The sequence below is a fragment of the Paenibacillus marchantiophytorum genome, assembly GCF_014640555.1.
Lineage (GTDB): Bacteria > Bacillota > Bacilli > Paenibacillales > NBRC-103111 > Paenibacillus_E > Paenibacillus_E marchantiophytorum.
In genome coordinates this window covers 43,640-67,430 of sequence record NZ_BMHE01000028.1, presented here as the reverse complement: position 1 = coordinate 67,430, position 23,791 = coordinate 43,640, and the positions used below count along the sequence as shown (strand labels likewise).

14 protein-coding genes and 1 other RNA gene are annotated in these 23,791 nt (G+C 47.5%); 5 read left to right on the top strand and 10 right to left on the bottom strand.

Annotated elements, in window-relative coordinates; translation table 11 throughout:
• Nucleotides 1-64 precede the first annotated feature (64 nt).
• Complete coding sequence (gene desA, locus IEY34_RS22905) at nucleotides 65-1,129, bottom strand: Delta(5) desaturase DesA (RefSeq protein WP_189015462.1); 1,065 nt, start codon at nucleotides 1,127-1,129, stop codon at nucleotides 65-67.
• A gap of 319 nt (nucleotides 1,130-1,448) precedes the next feature.
• Between desA and IEY34_RS22900 the strand changes: the two genes are divergently transcribed.
• From IEY34_RS22900 to IEY34_RS22890, 3 genes are all read left to right on the top strand, one after another.
• On the top strand, nucleotides 1,449-1,649 hold the full coding sequence (locus IEY34_RS22900; protein ID WP_056625586.1) for a cold-shock protein: 201 nt from the start codon (nucleotides 1,449-1,451) through the stop codon (nucleotides 1,647-1,649).
• Between the two features lie 63 nt (nucleotides 1,650-1,712).
• Nucleotides 1,713-1,943 (top strand): cold-shock protein, encoded by a 231-nt coding sequence (locus IEY34_RS22895; protein WP_189015460.1) that lies wholly within the window; start codon nucleotides 1,713-1,715, stop codon nucleotides 1,941-1,943.
• Nucleotides 1,944-2,395: 452 nt separating this feature from the next.
• The gene (locus IEY34_RS22890; protein ID WP_189015504.1) at nucleotides 2,396-2,992 is read left to right on the top strand and encodes an S-layer homology domain-containing protein; all 597 of its coding nucleotides are present in this window, start codon (nucleotides 2,396-2,398) and stop codon (nucleotides 2,990-2,992) included.
• Here the strand turns inward: IEY34_RS22890 and IEY34_RS36935 are convergent.
• From IEY34_RS36935 to IEY34_RS22860, 7 genes are all read right to left on the bottom strand, one after another.
• On the bottom strand, nucleotides 2,904-3,233 hold the full coding sequence (locus IEY34_RS36935; RefSeq protein ID WP_229757792.1) for a zinc-ribbon domain containing protein: 330 nt from the start codon (nucleotides 3,231-3,233) through the stop codon (nucleotides 2,904-2,906). The genes IEY34_RS22890 and IEY34_RS36935 overlap by 89 nt on opposite strands.
• Before the next feature lie 75 nt (nucleotides 3,234-3,308).
• Nucleotides 3,309-3,644, bottom strand: a complete 336-nt coding sequence (locus IEY34_RS36930) for an RQC domain-containing protein (protein WP_229757791.1) — start codon at nucleotides 3,642-3,644, stop codon at nucleotides 3,309-3,311.
• Nucleotides 3,641-4,600, bottom strand: a complete 960-nt coding sequence (locus IEY34_RS22880; RefSeq protein ID WP_229757790.1) for a YecA family protein — start codon at nucleotides 4,598-4,600, stop codon at nucleotides 3,641-3,643. The genes IEY34_RS36930 and IEY34_RS22880 overlap by 4 nt, the downstream gene beginning before the upstream one ends.
• A 462-nt stretch (nucleotides 4,601-5,062) precedes the next feature.
• Nucleotides 5,063-9,232 carry an S-layer homology domain-containing protein gene (locus IEY34_RS22875; protein WP_189015456.1) on the bottom strand — a complete coding sequence of 1,390 codons (4,170 nt, stop codon included), beginning with the start codon at nucleotides 9,230-9,232 and terminating at the stop codon, nucleotides 5,063-5,065.
• 258 nt (nucleotides 9,233-9,490) lie between these two features.
• Complete coding sequence (locus tag IEY34_RS22870; RefSeq protein ID WP_189015454.1) at nucleotides 9,491-12,007, bottom strand: winged helix-turn-helix domain-containing protein; 2,517 nt, start codon at nucleotides 12,005-12,007, stop codon at nucleotides 9,491-9,493.
• Nucleotides 12,008-13,964: 1,957 nt separating this feature from the next.
• Nucleotides 13,965-14,165, bottom strand: a complete 201-nt coding sequence (locus IEY34_RS22865; protein WP_189015452.1) for a response regulator — start codon at nucleotides 14,163-14,165, stop codon at nucleotides 13,965-13,967.
• Between the two features lie 118 nt (nucleotides 14,166-14,283).
• Nucleotides 14,284-18,369, bottom strand: a complete 4,086-nt coding sequence (locus tag IEY34_RS22860; protein WP_189015450.1) for an S-layer homology domain-containing protein — start codon at nucleotides 18,367-18,369, stop codon at nucleotides 14,284-14,286.
• A 389-nt stretch (nucleotides 18,370-18,758) separates the two neighbouring features.
• Here IEY34_RS22860 and IEY34_RS22855 point away from each other — a divergent pair, with 389 nt between their 5' ends.
• Together IEY34_RS22855 and IEY34_RS22850 are read left to right on the top strand one after the other, a co-directional pair.
• Nucleotides 18,759-19,424, top strand: coding sequence for a hypothetical protein (locus IEY34_RS22855; protein ID WP_189015447.1), 666 nt, complete (start codon nucleotides 18,759-18,761; stop codon nucleotides 19,422-19,424).
• Nucleotides 19,425-19,493: 69 nt separating this feature from the next.
• A complete protein-coding gene (locus IEY34_RS22850; protein ID WP_229757789.1) occupies nucleotides 19,494-22,409 on the top strand; it encodes an S-layer homology domain-containing protein in 2,916 nt (971 codons plus the stop codon).
• Nucleotides 22,410-22,579: 170 nt separating this feature from the next.
• Here IEY34_RS22850 and IEY34_RS22845 read toward each other — a convergent pair whose 3' ends face one another.
• The gene (locus tag IEY34_RS22845; RefSeq protein ID WP_229757798.1) at nucleotides 22,580-23,173 is read right to left on the bottom strand and encodes a site-specific integrase; all 594 of its coding nucleotides are present in this window, start codon (nucleotides 23,171-23,173) and stop codon (nucleotides 22,580-22,582) included.
• Nucleotides 23,174-23,373: 200 nt separating this feature from the next.
• Nucleotides 23,374-23,738: a transfer-messenger RNA gene (gene ssrA, locus IEY34_RS22840) on the bottom strand.
• Between the last annotated feature and the right edge of the window lie 53 nt (nucleotides 23,739-23,791).

Sequence of the window (23,791 nt, the reverse complement as noted above, 5' to 3'; positions counted from 1 at the left end):
GTTTAGCCTCTTTTTCTTCAACATAGTTTTAATTATATTTTAGCATAAACATGAAACGATGTATTTACCGCCCTTGTAAGCTCGACTTAAGGACTTTAATTGGGTTCCCCAAAGGATCTTTCTCATCTTCCTTAAGGTGTACCTGTTTATTATTTTTATAACCGACAAACGTTTTGTTGCGCTCATCCCATAGACGGAAACCTAGCGACTTCAAACTGGTGCCGATTGTAATGGTCGTTGCTTTTTGAAGCGGAGGCGTTGCATTATGCGCCTTCTCCAAATTATAATTTGGCACTTTCGGACTCAAATGATGTACATGGTGAAACCCGATATTTCCTGTTATCCATTGCAAAAGCTTGGGCAGCTTATAATAGGAGCTTCCATCTACCGCGGCTTTCACATAACTCCACTCATCCTCTTTCTCGAAGTAAGAGTCTTCAAACTGATGTTGTACATAAAACAGCCAGATTCCCATCAAGCCCGCTACGAACATGATTGGAGCTTGGATCAGAACAAACGACTGCCATCCAATTATCCAGATCAGTAGCCCATATAATGTAAGGATGGAGATATTCGTCATATAAGTACTGATTCTTTCCTTGCGTCTTGCACCTTTCGTATTAAAACGGTTCGTAAATAGGAACAAAAAGATGGGACCAAGTCCGAACATAATAAATGGATTCCGATATAACCGATACGCAATTCGGACCCATAAGGAAGATGCCGCATATTCGTCGACAGTAAGTACCCACATATCACCTGTTCCACGTTTCTCGAGGTTACTGCTCGTTGCATGATGGATAGAATGACTATTCTTCCATTGCTGATAGGGAAAGAGTGTAAGTATACCCGTAATCGTACCAATTACTTCGTTAGCTCTACGGCTTTCGAAGAACGATTGATGACAACAATCATGGAAAATGATAAAAGTTCGTATAACGAAACCTGATGCGATCATCGTAATCGGTAGTGTGATCCAATATGATATAGATAGGCTTAGATACGCAGCTAACCATAGTACGAATAAAGGTCCTAAGGTGTTAATTAGCTGTTTGATACTAGCCCTCGTATTTGACTTTTCATAAGGGGCAACCTGTTTTTTTAAGTTGGTTAGCGTGGATTGTGTCATTGTATAGTTCCTCCTCGATATGGTGCACAGGACTTGTTAGCGAATATCAGTCGTAGTATCCTATCTTCATTATAGACACCTCTTTCAATTTGTTGCAGTCATAAACATCATGTAGACGGTATGACATATGTCATATAGGAAAATGAGAACAATACAAATTTGCTTATCACACTTTTGTGTGCTACTATTAGGTTCTAAACAGCTTTAACATAAACTCACATATTGAAAAAGTGATCATTTGTGTAATGGTACCTTTTTCAATGTGTGATTTTTTTTGTTTAAAAAAGCATGTTAATAACAATTTGGAGGTAATTTTATTATGGAAACAGGAACAGTGAAATGGTTTAACGCAGAGAAAGGTTTTGGATTTATTGAAATGGAGGGCGGAAATGACGTATTCGTTCATTTCTCCGCGATTCAAGGGGATGGATTCAAATCGTTGGACGAAGGACAACGCGTTGAATTTAATGTAGCTCAAGGTAACCGCGGTCCTCAAGCCGAAAATGTTGTAAAACTGTAATTCACAGTGAACTGCCCTTAACAAGTGTTAAGGGCAGTTTTTTTATCTAAGGAGGAGAAAACTATGTATTTTCGAAGAAAATCGTTAGAGGATCTCGTTCAGGAAAACACCAAAGTATGGGCATGCAATAAAGAAGATTGTAAGGGGTGGATTCGGGACAATTTTTCGTTTGAGTACGTCCCAACTTGCCATCACTGCCTTTCTCCCATGATTAGTAGCTTGAAAATGCTCCCTATCATTTCTAACTCCAATAAAAATTTGAAGTCTCTTCATAAAGGCAGACTGATCTCCTAGTCTGTTTATGGCACCGTCGATCAAATCTGTGGCGGTCGTGAAAATAGATGATTTTTCCTGATGCCCTATTGCGAAATCAGCCAAAGATCTTAAGATGAATCTTGGGGCCTTCAGTGAGTTAGGCATCTATTTCGAGAAATCCTAAGAAAAACAAAGAACGGCTCTTTCGCAATCGATGCGAACAGAGCCGTTTTTTTGTCATTGTTCCACGGAAGCAAAATCGGCTGCCACCGCAGAATTTGAGGGACTATCAGACCTGAAAATGAGTCCTTTATATTCCAAGGTTTTTTCACATGCTCGTTTAGATAATCGGGTATTTTATACGCTAAGCATTAGGGAACGCTCAAGGAAACTAAATACTGTACAATATCGAGCCGAGTAGCGTATCTATTGGAGTTGAGTCAGGATTTGACAGACCTTGCATGATACTGCTTTCTAAAATGACTTAGAATATTGCATCCGTTCCTCCGGACAAGAGCGTAGTTGCAGTTATCAAGCAACAAATCGAGGAGCACAAAGCAAGCACGACTCCAACAGTAGAACCTTCTGACGTCAAAGGTCACTGGGCTGAAAAGACTGTAGACACGTTCGTTAAGCTCAACATCATCCAAGGTTACGGGGATGGTACAGTTAAACCGGACGCTCCAATCACTCGCGCTGAGTTTGCGTCCATTATCACTCGAGTATTCGCGATCTCGACAGGTACTAACCATGCAGACCTGAATGACATCGGCAACCATTGGGCAAAACAAGCTATCGAGAGCCTTGCTAAAGCAGGGGTAATTGGTGGCTATGGTGATGGGTCATTCCAACCAGACAAAACAATTTCCCGTGAAGAGATGGCAGTCATCTTGTCCCGAGTAATCAACCTCAACGCCGTAACGAAGGACGCATCCAAAGGTAACTTCGGTGATGTAAGTAACTCCTACGCCGCTGATGCTATCACTGCTATTAATGCAGTTAGACTTTTTCCAAGCAGTTCAAACACCTTTCTGGAAAACGTAAACCTTCACTCGTGTAATAATCAGGGTTCGTTTCATCGAATATGAAACGAGCGCCACATTGCTGACACGCCATGATAATCGGATCGCTCGTCCGGATAAGCAATGATGTAGCCCATTCCCGTTTTAACCGCTCCCATTCCGGATTTTCCAATTCCTCCAGCTGCTTCAACACTTCGATTACCTTCCGAATCTCAGCCTGAACTTTCTTGAAATCGATATTTTCCCATTGAGTCAAATAAGGTATGTACTTCTGGTTCCCGGAGCATAAAATTTTGTACAGGAACAAGAAAACCATTCCCCTGTTACGTTCTTTCAAATATTCCATGCTGATCGGAGTAATGTTGTTCTCTATCCAACGATCTCATTCCTGCAGAAATTCTTCGGCACGTCGTTCTCTTTCAACTGCCCAGCCGCGCGAAGAGAATACGATCATGGGCAGCTTGCCGCGCATCTCGACTTCCAGAAATCCGGTGTGAATCATTTGATCCACTTTAACCATGATCTGCTCCAAGGAGAGGTCCCTGTAGAAACCGTACGAAGGATTTCGATCTAATCCCAGCTCCAACAATTTCTTTTCTTTCGAGCCCTTCAAAATTTTGGAGAGCAACGTTCGTCCGCCTTCGGCGATGATATCGTCGGCAGCCCTCAGAATCGCCCGCGATTCGAGTTCCGACAATGGCAGATTCCCTCGTTTCATTGAATCATCAGTTCCTTTATCCGTTCTTCCAAAATGTCTTTGTCTGACGAAGCTTTCTCTAACCCTAGACGGTACAAGCGCAGCGCTTCACTCTTATCGCTTGCTGACGTAAAGCTAAGCCGTGGATTATACACATCCCCCCATCCGACATATCCCCAAGCCCATTCGGGGTGCTCGTCAGTCAGCTGCTTAAAGAGCGTATTGCCTTTGTTTATATCACTTTTATAAAAATGTGCTAACGCATACGAGCGGCGTAAGTTCAATCTATTGACCATACTCATGTCCGTCAAATGCTTCAGCATATCCTGATATAATAGAATTAAACGGTCCCAGCTTTCAAGGTCCTCCTCCTGCCGGTTCCGGCACTCTTCTACCATGTCGGGTTCCGTATCGAAGAAAACAGCATTCATTTCATATGGAAAGTCGAATCTTTCCATAAACTGTTCTAATGAGCGACACTTATAGGGAAGAAGAATATGATCTCTAATCGCCGCCCATATTCCCCAAAATCGTTCCAGTATTCTTTCATCAGGATCATTGTCCAAATAATCTTCAAGCATATCCTCTAAGTGGTATAAGGAGAATTGATCCGGAAGCCACCTCTTCCAAAGCTCATCTGCAGCCAACAAAGGAAAGTCCTCATCAAAATCATCGATTGACGGTGCTAATCGGCTTATCCATTTTTCACTAATCTCGTCAGTTCTGATATGCCTTGCAGCCTCTTTGGCAAATTGAGTTCTATTCGTTCTGATGCCCAATTCATTCAACTTGCCCAAAATCTCGGCTTCACTCATCACCGCCAGCTTCTCCGCTGTCCAAGCACGTGCGACAAAGCTCTCGAAATCCACAAGGGCTTCCACCGCTTGGGGAATCGGCTGGTCATATTTCGGGATGCAACACTTCTTATACTTGGCTCCGCTGCCGCAAGGGCATGGATCGTTTCTGCCGACTTTCATTGTTACCTCCAGAAAATCATTATTGGATTTTAAAACCATTATATCATGGACATTATGAAGTAAAAACAAAGAGTATGTTCTCAGCAGACTCCTAACATCCTTCCCGGTTTCGGCCAATCGCGGCCGCAGATCCATAACTTTCATCGGCCTGATTGCCGTGCTCCCTCCGCTTACGCTCCGGTCCGCGCGGGCAAACCCTGTAGGGGTTCAACTCCTACTATCACCACCATTAAAACAAAAAAGACACCTCGAAAGGTGTCTTTTCCGTACTTTAATGGAGGTGAGCCGTTGATGGGTAAATCCACAATTCGTCGCCGCTCAGCCGCATCCCACTCTTACTACTCCGGTGCCGATAAGCACCTTTTCGATGTTGATATGCATGTTGTCCAAACCGTTTGAACCTTTTATTCACAAATAAGACTGCTTTGAATTTGACTTCAAAGCAGTCTTGCAGAGGTTCATTTACTTGCTCTTTTGCGCCAGCATCTTCAATAACACCGTTACTGCCTCTGCTCTCGTAGTCTTATTCACAGGAGCAAATTTGTCCGCGCCTTTGCCCTCGATAATGCCAAGCTTCTTCATGGCCGCCACTGCGCCTTTCGCCCAGCCCGGAATGTCCTTGTCATCCGCGAAGCCTGTTGCCATTGTAGCTTCAACTGACTGTCCCAGCGCCTTGGCGATCATCACTGCCATCTCTGGGCGAGTGATTTCGGCATCCGGACGGAAAGTGCTGTCCTCGTAGCCTGTAATGATACCTGCATACACCGCTTGTGCGACCGACTTCTGCGCCCAAGCGCCGATCTTTGCCTTATCGGTGAACGATAGTACCGAGCCGTCTCCTTGCGGTTTGAGCACGTTCATTAGCATGACCGCAAATTCCGCGCGCGTTACGGTATGATCCGGCTTGAACGTGCCGTCCGGATAGCCGCTGACGATTCCGGCGCTTACCGCTTGCTTGATGGTAGCTCCCGCCCAGTGTCCAGAGATATCGCTGAAGTTGACCGCCTGCTTCGTGTCTGCCGTCGAATCTGAATCTTGCCCTTCGCCGAATACCGCATACTTCGTGAAGTGATTAACTTTTACGGTGATGGTATTGCCGTTTACCGTGCCACCGACTTTCACCCATACCTTCTTCGCTTCGTCATAGTAGAATACGGAAGGCTGTTGACCTTTCTTCATGCTTTTCGGATCGAAGGTGAAGGTCAGCGTGATCTCCTTGCTGAAGTTCTCCGGGAAATTCTTCCGAATTTCGAATACCGGGCTGGCCAGAACATCGTTTTTCGTAAGCAACTTTTGAGTGTCCGCCACTTTTTCAATCGTTAATTTCAGCTCTTTGCCGGAAGCATCGGCAGGAATCGAGATGTTAACCGCATCACCCAAGCTAACCTCACCCATTTTGCCGACGGGGAGCGTCAGTGTACCGTCGGTCGAGGTAACTATATGGCTTGTGGACGTTGATGATGAACCTCCACCGCCGCCGATTGAAGAGTTGGCCGTCCATTTCGCGTACAGTATCACATTCATCGTCCCCATGCTGAACGTAGTGCCTGCGTTATAATTCGTTCCGCTTCCGTCCGCAGCTGTGTTCCAACTCAAGAACGTGTAGCTGGTCTTTACCAGATTTCCCGTGTTGCCGTACACCGACACCGTGACGCTCTGCGCATACGAGCTGCTGTCGGTCGGTGCACTGCCTCCGGAGTTGCCATTACCGTTATAGGTTACGGTGTAGGTAGGATTCGCCGTCGGATTCGTCGTCCACTTTGCATACAGCATCACGTTCGTCGTTCCCATGCTGAACGTAGCGCCAGCGGCATAAGTCGTTCCGTTGCCATCCGCTTGCGTGTTCCAACCCACGAACGTGTAGCCGGTCTTCACCAGATTTCCCGTGTTGCCATACACCGAAACTGTGACGCCCTGCGCATACGAGCCGCTATCGGTCGGTGCGCTGCCTCCGGAGTTGCCATTACCGTTATAGGTTGCGGTGTAGGTAGGATTCACCGTCGGATTCGCCGTCCACTTCGCGTACAGCGTCACATTAGCCGTTGCCATGCTGAGCGTAGTACCTGCCGTATAAGTCGTTCCGTTGCCATCTGCTTGCGTGTTCCAACCCGCGAACGTGTAGCCGGTCTTCACCAGATTTCCCGTGTTGCCATACACCGAAACTATGGCGCCCTGCGCATACGAGCCACTATCGGTCGGCGTGTTGCCAGATGTAGCGCCGTTGCCGTTATACATCACCGTATACGCCGGGATAACCGCTACCGTATACGTGACCTTCGTGGTCCCATCCTGCGCGGTAACAATTACCTTCTCGCCGGTTGCCAAAGCTGTAGCTACGGTTATTCCGTCTGCATCGTACACCTCAAACGTTGCATTCGCTGCTGGCGTGATCGCTGCCTTGAGGTCAGCTAACGTTGTGCCGTATGGAATGTTCGTGATGCTTTCATTCGCGGTACTGCCACTGCTTACCGTTCCTATTGTCGAAGTCAACGTTGCGGCTGTGCTCAGTGTCTGAACAGGGATCGCCCCGCTCTTCGCCGATTCACCGGCCGCATTGAATGCACTCACCACAAACGTATAAGAACTGTTCGGTGCCAGCCCGCTCACCATGTAGGTGGCGCTGGTCACAGTGGCAATCGCCGTATTGCCTCCATCCTTGTAGAGGTAATAGCCTTTCGCTCCTGCTACGGCATCCCATGATAGCGTAGTCGATGTAGTCGTCGTGCTGCTGGCCTGCAGATTCACAGGTGCTCCGGGAGAGGTCATTTGATGTACACCGTGCAGTCCCGCTGCATATAGCTTACCATTTGCCTCTAGGAGGGAATGCAGTTGACTCGGCGAGCCACTTACCTGTTCCCATGTGCCGTTGCTATACGACCATACGTCGTTATTACCGTTATCAGTCCCTGCATACAGCGTACCATTCACATTGATCAAGGTATTCACATCACTCGGTGCATGGCTGGTCGTCATCTGCGTCCATTCGGGTGCAGTTGCGTTAGTATCGTAAGTCCATACATCATTGCCACCATTAAAAGTCCCCGCATACAACGTTCCATCGACATTGAGCAAGGCATGCACACTAATCGGCACATTGCTCATCGTCATCTGCGTCCATTCGGGCGTAGTCGCGCTCATGTCATACGTCCATACGTCGTTAATTCCTGTTCCCGCATACAACGTACCATTCACATTGAGCAAGGCATTTACATTACTGGGCATATTGCTTGCCGTCATCTGCGTCCATTTGGGCGTAGTCGCGGCAGTATCATAGGTCCATATGTCATGGTCACCGTTATTCGTCCCTGCATATAGCGTACCGCCTACATTGAGCAAGACATACACATTACTCGGCGCATGGCTGCTCGTCATCTGCGTCCATGCGGGCGTAGGCGCGGTTGTGTCATAAGTCCATACGTCATTGTCATTGTCGTCATTTGAAGTCCCCGCATATAGCGTACCGCCCACATCAATCAAGGCATACACATAGCCCGGCGAGCCGCTCATCCGTGTCCATCCGCTACTGGCCGTGTACGCCCACACGGCATTCGTGTCGTTATTTGTCCCGGCATACAGCGTACCATTGACACTCAGCAAAGTGTTAGTATCGCCTGGCACAACGCCCATTTGTGACCATGCGCCATTCCTGTACGTCCACACGTCTTTGTCTCCATTTTTCGTCCCTGCATACAACGTCCCGTTGTCATCAAGCATAGCATATATGTTGCCCGGAGATCCGAACATATGCGTACATGAAGTGCTCGTACATGTCCACATATCATCGGAGGTGGAAGCAGTCCCTACATACAACGTGCCGCCCACATTGAACAAGGTTCGCGCATAACGCGGCGAATTGGAAATAGGCGTCCATGTACCGCCACTGTACGTCCAGACATTGTGGGTTCCGCCGAAAGTCGCCGCGTACAGCGTGCCGTTGACATCAACTAAAGAAACTACATTTGTTAATGTGTTAGACCCACTTGGCGTGCTGCTCATCGACGTCCATGCCCCGTTACTGTACGCCCAAATGCCATTGCTAAACGTCCCTGCATATAGTTTTCCATTTACATGAATTAAGGCTTGCACGTCAGTCGGCGTATTGCTGGTCGTCATCTGTGTCCATGCAGGCGTAGCCGCAGTAGTGTCGTAAGTCCATACATCTTTACTGTTGTTAATGCCACTAGAAGCCCCCGCATATAGCGTGCCGTTGACATCGATTAAGGAATACACATTGCCCGGCGAGCCGCTCATCTGTTTCCAACCGTCACTGGCCGTGTACGTCGACACGCCGTCACCCCAAGAACCCGCATACAACGTGCCCTCCGCATCAACAAGCAAGGTTCGCACACCTGCCGGTGAGCCTTCCATCTGCGTCCAAGTGCCATTCGTGTTCCGCCATACGTCATTGTTGAAGTTCCCCGTCCCTGCATACAGCGTCCCGCCCACTTTGAGGAAGGTTTGCACGTTGGACGGTTGTACAGATTGTCCCACCGCTGCCCAAGTTGGCGAGGTCGCATGGGCTACCTTTCCTGCACCCATGAATGGGATGAGCATCAAGGCGAGTAAGCATGCCAGAACTATCCTCCCTGATCGGGATGACCAAATCTTGAGCTTTGATGTAAATAGTTTCATAAATACGTATACACCTCTTCATTTGTCATAATGATTGCAATGGCGATGTAGCGATACAAGATTACTACTGACGACAAATAACGATATTTTTCTCCCCGCGCTTGTCGATCATTGCTACTTTTGTCCTAATATAAGACGATTTCAACACAAAAAAAATCCCCCATCTATGGGGGAGGGACATTCAAATAATGAGGGATATACATGATACCAATATGTATTGTATAATCATGATTTACTTCAATTGCGGTAAATAGCTCGCTACAACCATTTTAATTCTTTTCCTTGCTCCAATGCCTGTTCTCTGCTATTAACATGAAGTTTTCTATACATACTTTTCAGATGACTCTTGACCGTTTCGGCTGTGATTTGAAGTTGTTCGGCGATCTGTTTATTCGACAGCCCCATGTCTATCATCCGTAATATTTTTAATTCCTGTTTCGTGATAAGCGCTCCCGAGTTTCCAGTCTCATTTCTAGTATCCGACATTAGCAGAAGCAATTCCCTGGCATAGCGCAGGCTCGCAGACTTGCGGTTAGCGCCCATCTGCTTTTGCCGGATATATTCGCGCAGCAGCTCAGCCATCTTGGCCCTTTCATTCACGAAACTGCGGATATAGTTCCCCGGTCCCGCCAATTGGAGTGCCGCCCCCAGCTTCATGATAGCGTTCGTCATATCATCTTTTTGATAAAAAGCCATACTTTGCAGGATGGTCACCTTAACCTTATCCCAGGTCCGATCAGCCTTATCGGCAAGCCGGTACAACTGCTCTAGCAGTTGCAAAGCTTCATCAACTTCCCCCTGTTCCATAAGCGCACTTGCCAAAATAAGATATTCTTTGATTGGACCGGGCGGGATCGTATCGGTATGCTTGATGCCGCATGTTTGCAGCCAGCCTTCATCAAAAGAACCGTTCGCAAGCGACAAATTTGCCTTCTCCGCTTCTATTCTCCTCATAAACATTCTTTTGTCCACTGAATCGATCTTAGGTTTAACCCCCTCAAGCAATTCAAACGCTTTGGCCGAATCTCCTTTGGCCTGACAGATCCGCGCAGCATTAATAGTAGCACTTAACAGAATAAGGGCATAGGGCTGCATGCACGTTGACCTCAGTACCCTCTCCGCATAAACTTCAGCCTCTTCCAAACGGTTCCATTCATATAACAGCAAACTGTACGTATTGTAGAAAAAACCGACGTAAGGGTAGTTGTCTCTCTCTTCCCATACTTTGATCCATTTATAAAAGAATCTCTCCGCATCATGCAAATCATGGAAGAAGCTCAATAATGTATCGAAATACATGGAATACGAGTTCGCTTCAATCATCTGGATGTAGCTGCCCCCCGGCGTATGCCGATCAAATATCTCAAAATATTCATTCGCTCGTCCAAAGTCTCTTCGGTAAAAAGAAACAGCCGCGGACAAAAAATGAACGGTTCCTGCGTAAGGTTTCCATTCGGGGTCCGACAGCTTGTCCTCCATCAGGCGAAGTCTCGCTTGTGCCAACTCCAGTTCATTGGTCTCCACCATCACTTTGACATAAAGAAACTGAATGCCCGGCTTTCCCGTAAAACAGGCTTCCGGCAGAGCGCGCAACCATCGATACAGCACCCCTCTCTTCGTATGAAGATTTTGCAGATGCTTTTCGATCAAATTGCTTGCTTCGTGATGATGCCCGTCCACAAACAGTTGCTCTACCGCTTCCTCCAAAAATCCGTGCGCCTCCAGCCAATGGGCTGCCTTGACATGCAACTCCTTCGATTGTCCCGCATACCTCTGCCGGAAAAGCCTCCGTAAAAACTCGGAAAACAAATGATGATAGCGATACCATTTCCGCTGATCATCCAAAGAAACAATGAACAAATTATGCTGTTCCAGCATTTCCAGCAGCTCCTGACAATTCGCTTGTCCGGTAACCGCCTCGCACAACGAGCTGTTTATCCTGTCTACAATCGAAGTTTCCAATAGAAAGGACTGAATTTCGCTCGGCTGGAGACTAAAAACCTCCTGGAACAGATAATCGGATATGCTGCGGTGTTCCCCGCTAAAGGCGCGGATAAAATCCGAATAATTGCCGCTTCTTTGCAGCGAAATGGCTGCCAGATACAGTCCGCTGATCCATCCCTCCGTGCGGTCGACCAACGCAGCTATCTTGTCTCCCGACAGTGATAGTCCCATGCAATCCTGAAAGTAACGAATTCCCTCCGCAAGTTGGAATCGCAGTTCCTGAATCGTGATCTTCACCATTTGGCCCGTCGTCTGCAGCCTTGCCGTAGGAAAGGGCATTTCAGCCCGGCTTGTTACATAGAGGTGGATGTGAGCGGGCAAAAAGCCAAGAAAATAAGCCACAGAAGCGTGAATAGGGGCAAGATCGATCGTGTGATAATCGTCCCAAACCATGACCAATTCATCCGAGAAGCTCTCAAGCTCGCATATCATGGCTGAGATGAATGACTCAAACGCACCAGACTTTAGGGATGGCAAATACGGGGTGACCCTTTCCGCAAATTTGGGGTTCTTACTATTGACTGCAGCGATTGTATAGCTCCAAAACTCAATCAAATCATTCTCTTGAGGGCCCAAGGAAATCCATACGGCAGGTATGGCGGACTGCTGCAGCCACTGACCCAAAGCTGTTGTTTTTCCGTACCCCCCGGGAGCCGTTACGGATGTAAGTTTGCTCTTTAATCCTTTATTTAATAACTCGGTGATCGCCGTTCGCTCAACAAGGTCATCGCGTCGCGTTTGCGGGATATGGAGTTTGGTACTCAGAATCATAGATCGGCACCTCGAATCTAACTGTGAACATCTTTTTATCATTATATCTGATTCTACTGATTTCAAGATAGGTCTCACTCAAGGAAATTCTCTCCTTGGACTATTCCCATCCGGCAGAAAGGATGCATACACGCTGAAAAGCTAATACTCTATAGGGCTCAAAAATGAATGTAAGCGCAGCAGACGCATTCCAGTAGAATATGAGGGAACCGACGGGCGGACGATAAGGCGTTTCCTTTTGCAGAGGAGCGGCTAACCAAGGTCTGCTAGCTGTCAAAACCCGTATAGTCGCTCGCTCATAAACATGTACTATAATATTGAAGCCCAAGGATATCCCCTTGGGCTATTCTCATTTGGAAGGATGAATGGAAGGTACGAACGTGTGAGTGATGGCGGCCTCGATGGCTGAATTAACCCAAGATACACGGGTGGATGGCACGCTAACTGTAAGACTCGTCTACCGAAAATAGCGGCACCAATCCATACGTCGACGGAACTGGCATGGCTGAGTACTACTCGCGGAATTTGGCTCAACGGTTTTCTCTATGTTTCTCGGAGGATACGGTTATAATCAAATCATTCGAAAATTAGCCGATAAATAAGCAGCAACCTGGAGCAGATACAGCCAAGGAAGTTTACATGCTTAGCGGCTTAATAGTATGCGGAGAATGCCTCAAAAACGTTGGCACCCAGTACGCTATGATGGGAAATACGAAATTCAGCGGGCGAAACAATCTGAAATACGTTAAAAAGGCGAGAAAGAGCGCCTAGCCAAGAGTCTCGAAGTCTTTGAACGCCAAATCACGAACATCATTAACGCCATCGCCAGTGGCACTTTGAATGCCACGTTGATCGGTAAACTTGATGAGTTGGAGTGCCAGTAGCTACAGCTCGAACAAAAACTGCATGAAACCGAATCAATAACAGAAAAAGCAGCCATCACAGAGGACTCTCTGCGACAACTGCTTTCTCAGTTCGAGGACCACGTCGCTAGGCGAGACATTCCTGAGATCAAGAAGTTCATCGCTAGCTATGTGGAAAAGGTAATCGTCTACGAAGAGCATGTAGAAGTTATCTTTAAGGTCCCCGTTGTGGATTTACACTATGGAGGTGAGCCGTGGCTTGGCAAATCCACAATCCGCCGACGAGTGATGATTCTCATGTTTTGGGATGTGGCGTAGGCTCAACCGACGCAAACTTCCCTCGCCTCGTTAATTCGATAGCTTTTCGCGTCTCCTCATAAACTGCCGCATGCTCCTCTTCGGGAATAGGAACAACGTTCAGCTTTGTGCCGCGTAAACGAGATCAGCCATTTTGCCCAAGTCCTTGAATGAAATTATCTCGATTAATCGTAAGCACTTATCCATCGAATACGACTTTGTTATTCAGAACAGTCCCAAGCTCTGGGCCATGTTTGGGACTGGTTACTTTTCATTTTTTGCAAAATAGGACGTCGAACTTTCGAATCTAAGATCGATCTTATTTCTCTTATGAGAAATTTTAACCGTTGTCCTTCTTCCTCATTGCGATTCAGTTTTAAATGGGAATAAGGACGTTCCATATAAAATCCCTTCACTGAAGTTGAGAAGCTAGCCTACTCCAAGCCCCTCCGGGCGATGCGGGCTATCGTTTTCTTGATGCGCTCCTCCGTTATCGGCTTCACCATATAGTCCAGTACCCCCAGGTCAAACGCATTGAAAACATAGTTTCCGTTTGATGTTACGAATACGATGGAGATGTCAGGTCTGGAAGACTGGATGACGTTTATTGTAGACCGTGAATGCCGGATCTATTCATGTCCAAATCAAGCAGCACGAGATCGACGGATGCCCCGGGTAACAGCTCTAGAAACTCACCATGATTTGTGAAAAGGGAGCAAAGCCGCACAGTTTCTAATGCATACAGCACGTTTTCCACGTGGCGTAGGGCGAAAGAATCTCCACTGACAGCCATTACATTAATCACGCTCTCCTGTCCCATGCAACGCTTTGTTAACCGCCTCGACAACTCTGTACTTAAGGATCGGCTTTACGATGAAGTCCCTCGCTCCAGCAGGAATGGCATCAAGAACCATCGCCTGCTGCCCCATGCCGAGGATAATGTCTTTGATCATTGTCCTAATAAATGCCGTATCGTTAACGACCATCACTTTAGCCATAAAACATATCCTCCTTCCTTAATCGAAGTAGTAGTTCAGCAACCTTCCTGACAACTAAAGCAAGGGCCGTCCTTCGGCTTCATGTCTGCCTATGGACGGCCCCTCTAAGGACTGTTGGTTACTTGGAATTTCTGTTATCGATCAGCTTTGCCTTCTCTAGCATCCGCTGTACGATAGCAGCCGTCTCCGCTCTCGTAATGTCGCTCATCGGCTTGAGCTCGGCATCTCTGCCTTGAACCAATCCGCTCCTCACGGTCGCGGCGACCGCTTGCTTTGCCCACGCATCTACCGCCGCGCCGTCTGTAAACGAGGCGAGTGCAGATTCCGCTTCAGAGCTGCTGGCGCTTGCGTTAAGTCCTGTCCACTTCATCACCCGCGCAATCATCGCCATTGCTTCTTCCCGGGAGATCGTCTTCGTAGGCTCGAATGTTCCGTCCTCGTACCCTTCGATGATACCGTACTCCTTGGCTTTCGCTACCGCACCAACGTACCAGTCACCGGACTTCACGTCTCCGAACGTTGAGGTCTTCCCGTTGTCGGCGAGCCCCAGTGCGCGAACGATGATCGCCGCGAACTCGGCGCGGGTGATCGCTGCATCCGGATTGTAATGCATCGCATCGACGCCGCCCACCACCATCCGCGAAGCCATATCATTCACAGCGCCTTTTGCCCAATGCCCTTCCACGTCCATAAACGCCATCCGGTGCAAAATCAACGTATACGTACTATTCGTCAGGCTGCTCACGACCGCGTAATACTTCCCATCTCGAGCGGTGATATAGGTCGGCACATGACGGGTTGTTCCGTCTGTGCCTAGCACAATGGCAGTCGTGATCTTGCTCGGGTCTACGCCGTCCGGCAGCGGGATTTCACGCTTCACATACGAACTGAACTTGTCTACGTCCACCGTCTTGCCGTTGTACAAAGCGGTCACCGTAAAATCAATCGGCGGCACAACGACGGTAAACTTGCCTTTTTCCGCCGTACTTTCCGCAACTTTCGCCTTCGCGGCTTCGCTTTTCGCAATGTCCACATGAACGACGATGTCCGAAAGCTTCACTTGCCCTCCAAACTGCGATGCCAAGCGGTCGATAACGATCTGCGCCGCTGGCAACTTGTAGTTCCCGTTAGGCGTTTGAATTTCCAGTACCACCTGCTTGTTTTCCATCGCTTTCACCGCATCACCGGTCAGTACCACCGTTACTTTGTCCGCGCTCGTGGTCGAAGCAGAAATGACGATAATCGGCTTGTCCCCCGCTGTTGCAAGCTGCGCCGCTAGTTTGGCAGGGTCCACAGTCGCCGTCAGCACGGTCTGTCCGTTCTCCTTCGTAGTAGAGCCCGTCGCTATGTGATCTTGCGACTTGCCGTCCACGATCACCCGGAAGCCGGTTTGCGCCCCTTGGTCGCCGCTGGACGGGGTACTAGGCGAACCGGATGTAGAGTCTGACGAAGCCGACGCTCGCTTCACCGTAATCGTATACGGCTTCGTACTGCCATCTTGCGCCTTCACGATTACCGTAATCGTGTTACTGCCCACGCTCAGGCTGATCGGAGCGCTCGCTTGGCCGATCGTTGCTGCCGTTCCGTTCACCGTCACCGTCGCAGCCGGATCGTATACCGCCGCCGTTACCGTCACGCTGCTCACGCTGTTCGCCACGCTCGCCGCATAGTTTGTCGTATTGGCATCAAACGACGGGCTCACTGTTCCGCTCGATAATGTCAAGCCGCTCAGATTCGCATTGCTGGATGGGTTCTGCGTTCCAGCTTTAGGCGTGGTGCTGACTTCCGCTGAGAATGGGCTATTCCCGTTTGTGTTACTTGCCCTGACTTTAAAGTAATAGGTAGTACCGTTCTTTAAGCCTGGTAAAGTATATGTCGTAGTATCGCTGCTTACCCTTTTGCTATTAGAATCGTTTGAGTAATCACCTGATGTTGTACTCCATATAATTAGATAGCTGGCTGCCCCCGATACGCTATTCCAATTTAACGTTACCTGTCCGTCCCCGGCAGTCGCGGAAAGTGCCGTCGGCGCTGAAGGAGTAGCATCCCCGTTCACCGTGACGATAGCCGTCTTCGTATCCGTTGTGGTCGTATCTACCCACGCACCGCCGTCCCACTTCTGCTTGGTGAACATAACAGTTACCGTATAATTACCGGGTGACTGTGGAGTATAGTCCGAATAGCTGTATACCGCATCGGTGACGGAGAAAGCACCCGACTTTCCGGCCTCCGTGGACGACCAGCTCGAAGCGATAAATCGCTCGTCCCCCGCCTCTGGCTTAGTCATGGACTGCAGATCACCCGATGTTTCAAGTGTTACCTTCTGTCCTACAGCGGTTGTAGACGGGTTGATGCTAACGGTGTTCAACGCGGCCTGTGGCACATAACGCAGCGTGAAAATAGCCCCCTCTAAGCCAACGAACACATACTTGTGCCCGTCAAACGCGACATCGCTCAGCCCGCTTTCTGCGCCTTGGATAGGCGTCCAATTCTTCCCGTCAAGGGAGGTCAGAACCGTATTCCCACCTACCGCCACGAATTGCCCGTTGATGTATTTGACACTGGACAAATTCGCGGTCACGCCTGATGTGCGGATCGTCCAGTTCGTTCCGTCAGTGGATGTCAAAATAGTACCCGTAAATCCGACAGCGACGAATACTCCTCCACTATACGTAACATCCTTTATCCAGACTGTTACATTGGATTTTTGACTCACCCATGTCTTTCCATCATCTGAAGAAGATAGAATCGCACCATTCTCCCCAACCGCAACAATCAGGCTGTCATTGGAGGTAATTCCGAACAGCGTTTTAATATTATTACTATTGGTACTTGTCCACTTTACACCGTCACTTGAGACGTACACTTTACCATAAGCGTTCGCAGTAAAATATTGCCCCTTGCTGTACGTGATATCATATACAGGAAAATTGCCGATATTTTGTGCTGACCAAGTCAAGCCATCCGGGGAGAACAATACTTCTCCATACTGACTGACAGTCGCATAATGGCCGTTAATATACTTGACTCTGTTAAGCGATTTGCCCTTATCATTCGCAATCGCGACGGTAGTCCAGCTATTCCCGTCGTCCGACGTGTATACCGCGCTTGAGTAGCCTCCTACGGCAATATACTTACCGCCACTGTAGATGATGCTTTGCAAGCTCTCCGTAATGCCACGCGTCTGGCTGACCCATTCTTTGCCGTCTGAAGAGGTCAGGATCGTCCCACGTTCTCCTACGGCTACATAAGTATTCTGGGCATAGATTATTTTACTGATGAAACGTGTCGGCGCTGGTTTGACTTCCTCCCATTTGTTGCCGTCTGTCGAGGTCAGTTGTATATTCCTATAACCGAAATTCTCGTAGATTCGCCCAAAAAGGAAATATTTTTCATTTGGACTGGCAATTCTGTATAGGTCAGCCTTTGTGCCGGAAGATGCGTCCGTCCACGACGAACCGTTCGTAGAAATCAGCATTTTCCCGTCGAGACCGACCACGATGAACTTGTTGCCGTCATAGGTCGCGCCGATCAGATCGGGACTACGCGGACCAAACGGACTGCTTGGCTGGCTGTATGTAATTGACCAGTTGGTACCGTTCGACGATGTAAAGATCGTGGATTCTCCGCCAACCGCAACGAAAGTACCATTTCCGTAAGTGATCCCACTAAGTTGCTTGTCGCGCCCTACTCCTTGTCCTTGGGTCGCCACCCAGGTGATACCGTCGCTTGAAGTCATAATCAACGTCGTTCCAGATTGAAATCCTCCTAATCCATTCTTACCCCCTACAGCGACGAACACCCCATTGGCGTAGGTGACGTCGAGTAAGAGAGCATCCTTATTCGACACCTGTGGCGTCCATGTTGATCCATCAACAGATGTCATGATGAAGCTCTTGTAATCCGTGCTCGTATACCCCACGGCAACATACAGACCGTTGCCATAGGTAATGGCGCTTAAGTTGTTGGTCGTGCCGGAAGACTTATTGTCCCACGAAACCCCATCTACAGAGGTCAGCACGACGCCATTGTAGCCCACTGCAACGAACTTATTTCCCCCATAGACTACGCTGTTTACCCCCTGAGCTGTCGGATAAGGGCTTTTACGGTTCCATCCCCCTAGTTCCGCCGCTCCCGCCCAAGTGGGGAGCAGACCAAGAATCAGCATGAGCGTTAACATCATAGCTGTCATACGTCTTATCATGTTGCTATCACATCCCTTTCGAATAAAATGTTGTTTTATCTGCAAGTATACTAATTGATTCTCTCTAAATTCTCACAAAACCGCGTTCGCTGTCGAAAAAAACAAAAAAAGCGGAGATAATTGCTCTCCGCAATAAGTCCTTGTGCCTGTTAGCCGCTTCTCTCAAATAGGATGCCACCAGGCTTCTGATCTCCTACGGTGGTTGCAGCCCCATTTCCCGGCGTTAGGCAGCTTCGTGCTTCTCATAATGCCTGGCGAATTGCTCCTTGTTCCCACGACTCTCGCGGCACAGGCCCAGCAAAGTCTGATTCATCTCCTCATGCAGAGGATACACGGACAGAAAAGCTTCAAGCCTGCAGCTAAGAGCCTACCAGTCAAAAGGTGATAGCTTGAGGGGAGAAAAAATACGTATTAGAAAAAGTCTCGAAGTCATCGAGTGGCAGATCGAAAACATCGTGAACGCTGTTGCTGCCGGAGCATCCAACCCTACATTTTTAGAGAAGCTCAGCTTACTGGAACAGCAGAAACTCGACCTTTCCCAGAAGCTCATGGAGGCTGAGTCAGTAAAAGAAAAAGCAGCCATCACAGAAGAATCTCTGCAACAACTGCTATCTCAGTTCGGGGCCCACCTAGCAAACCGCGAGCTTCCCGAAATCAAGAAGTTCATCGCCAGCTATGCGGAAAAGGTAATCGTCTACGAAAAGAATGTAGAAGTTATCTTTAAGGTCCCCGTTGTGGTTTTGATTAATGGAGGTGAGGGGAGTCGAACAATCGTACCCCATTTCACGCTATTTGTTACTAAGTCCCGTAAAGCCCCGCTGTGTAAGGCTTTGTCCAAGTTCAATTTATTATTTCATATCACCTGTTCTTATTATGTATTACTAGATTTTATAGCTTTGGTCTACGCTTGTCTACGAACATGGACAGGAATCAGAGCAAAGTCCTCCATCTGTTATAGATTATTTATTTTAGTATCAACTATTTCGCGATCCAAACTTCAACTAGTTGACGACACATTTCGAGTTTTTATGACATATAAGCAATCCTTATGTTAAAGTTAATATTACACACCGCTTTTGTAAAGTGTGTAATATAATTTTTACCATCGGGAGGTAGGTCGCTTAATGTTAGGTAGCAAAGCGTCTAAAAAGTTAATTTCGGGCATCATCGCATCATCCTTGGTATTCTCGGCATTTGGAGCAGTAGCCGCGCCACCCGCATCTGCAGCAGTATCAACAGCTCAACCTGCGGTAGCAACTAGTAACTCTATTTCAAGTCTAAATTTCTCACAGACAGATCCACAGCCTGCTACATTGCTGAGTAAAAACATTTCTTTACATTTTGCTTCTTCACCAGTCACAATTACTTTGTTTGATGATGGTGGGCGTTTTGGTTCATTTACATTAGACGAAGACTACACTACCATGACAAAATTAGTTGCTGCAATCAATGCTCAACTTATCACAGCAAATTTCGGACAATATGTTGAAGTATATGAGGTAGTTGGAGCGGGTTTCGGCGTCTCTACCTTGTTTAAAGGTTCTTCCGCTTATTTAACAATCCTTGGAGACTCAGTCAACACGATCTTCCAAACTTCAACCGCAACAGGTACCGTAGTAAATCATAGTAAAACCGTCTCAATCAGTGACGGCGCAACCAGAGCAACATTTGATCTAAACAATTCCTTCCCCTCCATGAGTGCGTTTGTAGGTCACCTCAACAATGTGTTTACTTCTACAGATATTGAGCTTATTGCCGGATATGTAGACGAAACCCATTTCCGTTTAACGTCTACCGCTACGGGTACAAATGCCCACATCCTTATCGGTGGTGAAAATGCAAGTACCTTCTTCAGTCAAGCCGATTACCAAGGTCAAAACGCTCAACAACCAACTTTGGATCGCTTGGCTCCATCTTCACCTTCTATTACTGCAACTGTAGGAGCTGCACCATTCCTTTTTCCAGTTACCGCAGTAATGAGCGACAGCACAACAAAGGATGTGACAACTCAAGGTGTATGGTCATCTTCCAATCCTTCGGTAGTATCCGCTAACAATAGTGGAGCAGTTTACATTGGGACAGCGGGTACAGCAACTTTGACTTACACTTACGGTGGCAAATCAGTCCAGATTCCAGTAACGGTAAATCCCGTCCCACAACGTACTGTAGTAAGCCTAACAGCGACTCCTAGTACTGTGGTTATCCAACCTGATGATGAAATTATGCTTCCTACGATCACAGTGCGTTACAGTGATAGTACTACTGAGAACATTGTACCTTCTCCCTCGAGTGGGGTTACTTGGGCGTTTGCTGACACAGCCATAGCATTCATACCAAGCTACTCCGATGTCATTCTTTACGGTGCAAAAGAAGGGGTAACTACTGCGACTGCATCTTACGGTGGTAAATCGGTAACGATTCCGATCACCGTTGGTAACCCTCAACCTACTCAAACGAATATCGTAATCAATGTTGGTGAAGCTCCAGTTCCTGTTGGTGCTACTACAACAGCGACAGTTCGTAACTTGTTCTCGGATAACAGCCAGACGCCACTCGATTCATCTTTGGCTACGTGGGTTGCAGTCACACCTACCATTGCAACGATCAATAACGGCGTAGTAACAGGGGTATCAGCAGGGGTTGCTTCATTCCACGTGACCTACGGAGGTTTCACGGCGACATTCAACTTAACAATCGTAGGTAATCCGCAACAGCAACCCAAATTCACGGGTCTTGAACTGTCAAGAGAAACTACACTCAATGATATTGGTGGGTATGTTGATATCACGGCTGTCGCACGTTACTCTGATACTTCTTCGAAAAATGTCGATGTAGCAGCTATCGAGTGGGTAAGTGCTAACCCTACGATTGCAACAGTAGTTAACGGACACATATCCGCAAAAGCTTACGGTACGACTGTTGTAACAGCGACTTATGAAAATCGTTCAGCTACGGTAGCGGTAACTGTTGCTCCTTACACACCGACAGTAAATTCCTTGACGGCTACTAACCAAAACATCACTGTTGAAGTCGGCAAACAAGCTCCCTTAGGTATCGTAGCTCACATGAGTGATGACCGCACACTTGACGCTTCGGTTATCGCCCACCTTGTAAGCTCCAACGCTAACATCGTTGATTACGTCAACGGCAAAGCCCTCGGGGTAGCGGTTGGTACGGCGACAATCACGGCAACCTTGGAAGGCAAATCCGTAGTTATCAACGTGACGGTAGTTCCTGTACCAAACAACAACGGCGGTGGTTCCTCAGGGGGTTCCTCAGGTGGCGGAACAACAACTTCTGAAACTAAGCCAGAGACTAAGCCAGAAACAAAACCTGAGACTAAGCCTGAAACTAAGCCAGAGATTAAGCCAGAAGCCCCTAAGGACATCTTTAACAGCACTGTCGTTAAAGCCGACAAGTCTGTAGTTGATGTCATCAAGAAACAAGTCGAGGAACGTAAGGCGGCTACCACTCCTGCACCAAAACCTACTGATGTAAAAGGTCACTGGGCTGAAAAGACGGTAGACACTTTCATCAAGCTCAACATCATCCAAGGTTACGCCGATGGTACAGCTAAACCAGATGCGCCAATCACTCGCGCTGAGTTTGCATCGATCATCACTCGCGTATTCGCGATCTCGACTGGTACTACCACTGCCAACCTAGCAGACGTAGGTAACCATTGGGCTAAGCAAGCTATCGAAGCTCTTGCCAAAGCAGGGGTAATTGGCGGCTATGAAGACGGTTCTTTCAAACCCGACAAAACGATTTCCCGTGAAGAGATGGCAATCATCTTGTCCCGAGTAATCAACCTCAACGCCGTAACGAAGGACTCGTCCAAAGGTAACTTCGGTGACGTAAGTAATTCCTTCGCCGCTGACGCTATCAATAAATTGGCGCAAGCAGGGGTAGTAAATGGTAAAGGCACAAAAGAGTTTGACCCTAAAGCGGATTCTTCCCGTGCGGAGGCTTTACAAGTCATCCTCAACGCTTTGAACCTTAACCCTGATATTAAGACGCTGTTGGATTCCTTAAATTAAATTTTCTATCCTAAAAGATTGAGTCTAGTTCTACTAGTTAGTCGCTTTTGTTGAGAACCACAAAAGTATCTTACTGAGGCTGAAAAAAAGTATTAAATGTTAATTAGTTAGTTGTAGAAAAAAAAGGCGAAGCGTATCCATTCTGGATATTCACTTCCGCCTTTTTTAAATTAATTTGCTAAAATCTTACTCATAACACTCAACTTTTCTTTATGCGTATCATCGAAGAAGTGCGTGTAAATTTTAGAAGTAGTTCCAATATCTGAGTGACCCATCATCTCAGATATAGCCTTTAAATCGATTCCCGCCTCGTACAGCACACTTGCGAATGTATGGCGCAGATCATGAAGCCTAATCTTTAGTAAGCTGTGCTTTTTAAGAAAATCGGTAAAATCCTCTGAAACCGAGTTAACTCTATAGGGCTTCCCATCATCACGAACGAACACATAATCTGTATCATGATACAAATCACCTAATAATTCTTTGTACTCATTCTGTTTTTCTTTATGTGCAATTAAGGTACTATAGACCTCGTCAACAATATGTAACGACCTTCTACTTTTAGGTGTCTTGGGTACTTTTTCAATATTGTTATTGTTACCAGCGGCAGTTCGCACTTGCTCGATTCGAACAACGCGTTCAACTAAATCAACGCATCCCCAGCGTAACCCCGTAATCTCTTCTCTTCTCAAGCCGAGAAAGACTGCAAGGTATACAGGTAACTCTAACTTAGTATGTTGTACCTTACTGAGTAGAATACTCACCTGTTCCTTTGTATACACTTGTGCGTTATATTTATTCTTTTTTGGCAATTCAACACTATCAGCGACATTATGATAGACAAACTGTTGACAACTCGTCTACGGTATTTCCTAAAATCCACCTAGAAAAATTTTGTTGTCTACGATCCGTCTACAATTCTTCCCTTAAATAGCAAAAAACCCGCTCAGTGAGCGGGTTCTCTGTATGGAGGTGAGGGGAGTCGAACCCCTGTCCGAAAATATCGCAACACAGGCATCTACGGGTGTAGTCACAGTTTTGATGTCACCCGAGCATCGCCCCGTAACCGGCTATGCGTTGGGTCAGCCTGATTGTCTTCCTACGTCCGACCCCAGGCGGAGACCAAACGTCGTATCCCACTATAGTTGAGCCCCTATCCCAGTCACATGGGCGATGCTGAGGAGGAGCACGCTAACAGGTTATTAAGCTGCTAAAGCGTAGTTGTTTTGTGTTTTGCCATTTAATAGGCTTTAGCGTTTTATAGTGGACGCGGCCCCACTACCCGCAACCCGAGCCCAAACTATCCCCGTCGAATCCAAGAACACCCCCGGATTGCCTTCATGTCCGTCATAAGACGGCGAAGGTTAAGACGCCGCAAGTTG

Excerpts from the sequence above, each read along its gene's own strand:
- desA (WP_189015462.1), bottom strand. The coding sequence starts at position 1,129 with ATGACACAATCCACGCTAACCAACTTAAAAAAACAGGTTGCCCCTTAT.
- IEY34_RS22900 (WP_056625586.1), top strand. The coding sequence starts at position 1,449 with ATGGAAACAGGAACAGTGAAATGGTTTAACGCAGAGAAAGGTTTTGGA.
- IEY34_RS22895 (WP_189015460.1), top strand. The coding sequence starts at position 1,713 with ATGTATTTTCGAAGAAAATCGTTAGAGGATCTCGTTCAGGAAAACACC.
- IEY34_RS36930 (WP_229757791.1), bottom strand. The coding sequence starts at position 3,644 with ATGAAACGAGGGAATCTGCCATTGTCGGAACTCGAATCGCGGGCGATT.
- IEY34_RS22880 (WP_229757790.1), bottom strand. The coding sequence starts at position 4,600 with ATGAAAGTCGGCAGAAACGATCCATGCCCTTGCGGCAGCGGAGCCAAG.
- IEY34_RS22875 (WP_189015456.1), bottom strand. The coding sequence starts at position 9,232 with ATGAAACTATTTACATCAAAGCTCAAGATTTGGTCATCCCGATCAGGG.
- IEY34_RS22870 (WP_189015454.1), bottom strand. The coding sequence starts at position 12,007 with ATGATTCTGAGTACCAAACTCCATATCCCGCAAACGCGACGCGATGAC.
- IEY34_RS22865 (WP_189015452.1), bottom strand. The coding sequence starts at position 14,165 with ATGGCTAAAGTGATGGTCGTTAACGATACGGCATTTATTAGGACAATG.
- IEY34_RS22860 (WP_189015450.1), bottom strand. The coding sequence starts at position 18,369 with ATGATAAGACGTATGACAGCTATGATGTTAACGCTCATGCTGATTCTT.
- IEY34_RS22850 (WP_229757789.1), top strand. The coding sequence starts at position 19,494 with ATGTTAGGTAGCAAAGCGTCTAAAAAGTTAATTTCGGGCATCATCGCA.